This is a genomic window from Dietzia sp. E1, from assembly GCF_014145015.1.
In the GTDB taxonomy this organism is placed as follows: domain Bacteria; phylum Actinomycetota; class Actinomycetes; order Mycobacteriales; family Mycobacteriaceae; genus Dietzia; species Dietzia cinnamea_A.
Genome location: NZ_JAALDU010000547.1, coordinates 1 through 4,228 on the forward strand (window position 1 = coordinate 1; position 4,228 = coordinate 4,228).

The 4,228-nt window shown below is 72.4% G+C and carries 3 protein-coding genes and 2 pseudogenes; 3 read left to right on the plus strand and 2 right to left on the minus strand.

The features are described from left to right. A pseudogene (locus G6030_RS15320) lies at positions 1-568 on the plus strand (HNH endonuclease signature motif containing protein); the annotation flags it as partial. A gap of 43 nt (positions 569-611) precedes the next feature. Here the strand turns inward: G6030_RS15320 and G6030_RS15325 are convergent. Continuing rightward, the gene (locus G6030_RS15325) at positions 612-1,136 is read right to left on the minus strand and encodes a molybdenum cofactor biosynthesis protein MoaE (protein WP_241724397.1); all 525 of its coding nucleotides are present in this window, start codon (positions 1,134-1,136) and stop codon (positions 612-614) included. Further along, positions 1,136-2,185, minus strand: coding sequence for a bifunctional molybdenum cofactor biosynthesis protein MoaC/MoaB (moaCB, locus tag G6030_RS15330; RefSeq protein ID WP_182643705.1), 1,050 nt, complete (start codon positions 2,183-2,185; stop codon positions 1,136-1,138). The genes G6030_RS15325 and moaCB overlap by 1 nt, the downstream gene beginning before the upstream one ends. A 108-nt stretch (positions 2,186-2,293) precedes the next feature. On the opposite strand from moaCB, the gene G6030_RS15335 reads away from it, so the two are divergent. After that, positions 2,294-3,517 (plus strand): FAD-binding oxidoreductase, encoded by a 1,224-nt coding sequence (locus G6030_RS15335; RefSeq protein WP_182643706.1) that lies wholly within the window; start codon positions 2,294-2,296, stop codon positions 3,515-3,517. A 70-nt stretch (positions 3,518-3,587) separates the two neighbouring features. Continuing rightward, a pseudogene (locus G6030_RS15340) lies at positions 3,588-4,228 on the plus strand (NADH:flavin oxidoreductase/NADH oxidase); the annotation flags it as partial.

Here is a 4,228-nt window from a genome sequence, read left to right on the forward strand (position 1 = left end):
AGCAGTTTCGAGTGGTTGTGCACGGAGTTGCTGGAGGGCGATGAGGCCAGTGTGCGGTTCGAGCTCATCGACCCCGCCCCCGGCGCGCTGGACAGCCCCGAGCACGCGCTGCGGTACCTGATCACCCCGGCGATGGCCGAGCGGATCCGGTTGCGCGATGGCACGTGTCGGCATCCGGGGTGTTCGGTGCCGGCGAAGGATTGTGATGTGGATCATGTGATCGCGTTCAACAAGCGTGATCCGGAACTGGGTGGGCCGACCCTGGACCCAACAGGAACGCGCCCAGGACGTCTGGAACCTGGTGTGCCTGTGCCGCAAGCATCATCGGGAGAAGACGTTCGGTACCAACTCCTACCGGACCGGGCCGCTGGGTGAGTTGATCATCTGCACCGACACCGGGCATGAGCACCGCACCAGACCGCGGGGCCCCCTGGCCCGGGCCCGCGACGCCATCCGAGAACGCGAGTGGGCCGCCTTCGCCGACCGCATCATCGCCGACGACGGCACCCTCATCAACCCACCAGGCCACCCCAGACACGGCCCCCACACCCACACCAGACCCGCCTGACGCCCTGCCTGAAAACCCTGCGGCGGCGCGCCGCCGGTGCTACTCAGCAGTCGCCGACGCCCACCCACTCCGACAAGCCATCGGAGAAGCGCTGGCGTTTCCAGATCGGCACCTCGTGCTTGAGGCGCTCGATGAGGTCCGAACACGCCGCGAACGCCTCCGCCCGATGAGGCGCCACCGCCACCGCGACCACCGCGACCTCACCCACCGTCAACACGCCCACCCGGTGCACCGCGCCCACGCGCGTCACGCGCTGCGGATCGACGAGCCGACCGTCGGCGTCGGCGGGGCCGCTGTGCTCGCGGGCCACCTCCGCGCAGAGCCGGGCCAGCACATCCTGCGCGACAGGGTGAGCGGAGTACTCGATGTGCTCGACATCGGCGCGACCGGCGTCGTGATCCCGCACGATCCCGGAGAACGTCACCATCGCGCCATCCGCCGAGCTCCACACGGCCTGCTCGACCTCGCGGGGCTCGATCCGCTCGTCGGTGATCCGGGCCAGCGGCGCGGGGTGCGGCTCGGAGTTCGGCCCGGAGGGCTGTCCCGAGGCCGGGGTCGGGGCCGACATCAGTGACCACCACCGTGGGCGTGAACGTCCAGCAGGTGCTCGAGCAACTCGTCCAGCACCGCCAGCCCGTCGCTGACCCCGCCCGACGACCCGGGCAGGTTCGCCACCAACGTGCGCCCGGCGAACCCGGCGAGACCACGACTCATCGCGGCGGTGGGCGTCGCCGCCAGCCCGCGGGCCCGCATCGCCTCCGCGACCCCCGGCAGCTCGAGTGTCAGGTGCGGCGCCGTCGCCTCGGGCGTGCGGTCGTCGGGCGCGACGCCGGTCCCACCCGTGGTGAGCAGGACCGCCGGCGAGCGGCGCACGTGCTCGGTGACCGCGGTGGCCACATCCGCATCGGCCACGACGTGCACCTCCACCGGCGAGAAGCCGCGCTCACGCAGCCAGGCCTCGATGGCGGGCCCGGTGGTATCGGTGCGGTCGCCGCGGGCGGCGGCCGTGGAGGAGACGACGACGACGCCGGTCCGGCCGACCTCGAGAGCAGCGGGCCCGGAGTTCGAGCGGTCGCCCTCGTCGTCGTCGGCGATCCCACCGCTCGGCTCGGGGTCGTGTTCTTCCCGCCGCCAGTTCCCGCGTTTGCCGCCCGACTTGGCGGCGAGGCGGACACCGTCCATGGTGGCGAGCGGGTCGACCGCCTTGACCATGTCGTGCAGCGTGAGCCCCGCGACCGACACGGCGGTGAGCGCCTCCATCTCCACGCCCGTCCGACCGGTCGTCTTGGCGGTGGCGCGGACGAGGATCTCGCCGGACTCGTCGTCGAGGTCGAAGTGCACCTTCACCGAGTTCAACGGGATCTGGTGGCACAGCGGGATGAGCTCCGACGTCTTCTTGGCGGCCCCGATGCCGGCCAGGCGCGCGGTGGCCAGGACATCCGCCTTGCCGAGCGCGTCGCCGGCGACCATCGTCACCACGTCCGGGCGCGTGCGGAAGACGCCCTCCGCGGTGGCGGTGCGCGTGGTCACGGCCTTGTCGCCGACGTCGACCATCCGCACGCGGCCCTCCGGGTCGAGGTGGGTGAGGCCGGAGGGGGTGTGTTGCGGGTCTGCCATGACCTCCACGCTAGTCCGCGGCACCGGGTGTGGCCGATTGGATCGGGGGAGCACCTCCGGCGGGCATGCTGGAGGTATCGCAGTGTGTCCGGTGGAGGAGGCGGGGAGATGGAGACGGCGATCGTCATCGGAGCGGGGATGGTGGGGCTGTCGACGGCCTGGCATCTGCAGGAACACGGTGTCGAGGTCACGGTGGTCGATCGAGAGGGGGTGGCCGCGGGTTCCTCGTGGGGGAACGCCGGCTACCTCTCCCCGGCCCTGACCCTGCCGCTGGCGGATCCGAGTGTGTGGACGTACGGGCTGAAGGCGTTGCTCGACCCGGATGCCGCGCTGCACGTGCCACTCCGGGTCGACCCCGGACTGTGGGGGTTCCTGGCGCGTTTCCTCGCACACGGGACGATGCGGGCCTGGCATCGGACCATGGCCGGCCTGGCCCCGATCAACGCCCTCGCTCTGGAGGCGTTCGACCAGCTGACGGACGGTGGGGTCGCGGCCCGGACGCGAGAGGGCCCCTTCGTGGTCGGGTTCACCGACCACGCGTCGGCCACGTCATTCCTCGACGAACTCGAGTGGGTTCGCGGCCACGGGATGGAGGTGGAGGTGGAGCGGCTCGACGCCGCCCGAGCGCTCGCGCCGATCCTCTCGGAGGAGGTCACGGCGGCCTACCGGATGAACGGCCAGCGCTTCATCGAACCGGGACCCTTCGTGAACGCGCTCGGCGACGCGGTCCGCGCGCGCGGCGCCCGGCTGCTCACCGGGGACGCCGTCACCGAGGTGAGGCCCGGACGCGCCCCCGGGGTCGTCCTCGCGACGGGGGAGCAGCTCAGCGCTGACTCGGTCGTCATCGCCACCGGCGCCTGGATGCCACAGCTCGCCCGCCCGCTCGGGGTGAGGACGCGAGTCCAGGCGGGCCGGGGTTACTCGTTCTCGGTGGGCGTCGAGGAGCCGATCCCGCACCCCGTCTACCTGCCGGCGCAGCGCATCGCGTGCACCCCGTATCAGGGGCGGCTCCGGATCGCCGGAACGATGGAGTTCCTCGGACCCGACGAGCCGCCCCGGGACAGGCGGATCCAGGCGATGCTCGCTCAGGTCGACGGGGTGTTCCGGGGCGTGGACCTCGAGGACAGGCGGGACGAGTGGGTCGGCTCCCGGCCCGTGACGCCTGACGGACTGCCGCTGGTGGGCGCCACCGCGGGACGCGGGGTGTACGTCGCCGGCGGCCACGGGATGTGGGGGATCGTGCTCGGTCCCGCCACCGGGAGACTGCTCGCGAAGCAGATCGTCACCGGGCAGGTCGACCCGGTGCTCACGCCGTTCGACCCGCTGCGATGAGTGCTCGGCCCGGTCACCGCGGACCGGGGCCCGGCGGCGCGGCGGTACGGGTGGGGGTTTAATCGCGGGAATGGCGTTGCTCTTCGAACCGATCCGCATCCGCGACCTCGAGATCCGTAACCGGGCGTGGCTGTCCCCGATGTGCCAGTACTCGTGCGAAGACCGCGACGGGGTGCCGACGCCGTGGCACCTGGTCCACCTCGGCGCGCGGGCGCAGGGAGGGTTCGGGCTCATCCTCGCCGAGGCCTCGGCGGTCGTGCCGGAGGGGCGCATCAGTCCCGAGGACGCCGGCCTGTGGAACGACGCCCAGCGTGACGCGTGGGCGCCCATCGTGGACTTCGTGCACTCCCAGGGGGCGGCGATCGGCATCCAGCTGGCGCACGCCGGGCGCAAGGCGTCCGCGTACCGGGCGTGGCCCGGCTACCCCGTCGGCTCGATGCCCGTCGACGAGGGCGGCTGGACGACGGTCGCGCCGTCGGCGATCCCGTTCGGCGACATGGCCACGCCGGAGGCGCTCGACGCGGACGGCATCCGCGCGGTGGTGGGCGCGTTCGCCGACGCCGCCCGCCGCGCCGACCAGGCCGGGTTCGACGTGGTGGAGATCCACGCCGCGCACGGGTATCTGCTCCACGAGTTCCTCTCGCCGCTGTCCAACGAGCGCACCGACTCCTACGGCGGCTCGCGCGACAACCGCGCGCGGTTGCTGCTGGA

Bases quoted from the DNA above. Each gene is read 5' to 3' on its own strand.
- moaCB (WP_182643705.1), bottom strand. From the start codon at position 2,185: ATGGCAGACCCGCAACACACCCCCTCCGGCCTCACCCACCTCGACCCG.
- G6030_RS15325 (WP_241724397.1), bottom strand. From the start codon at position 1,136: ATGTCGGCCCCGACCCCGGCCTCGGGACAGCCCTCCGGGCCGAACTCC.
- G6030_RS15335 (WP_182643706.1), top strand. From the start codon at position 2,294: ATGGAGACGGCGATCGTCATCGGAGCGGGGATGGTGGGGCTGTCGACG.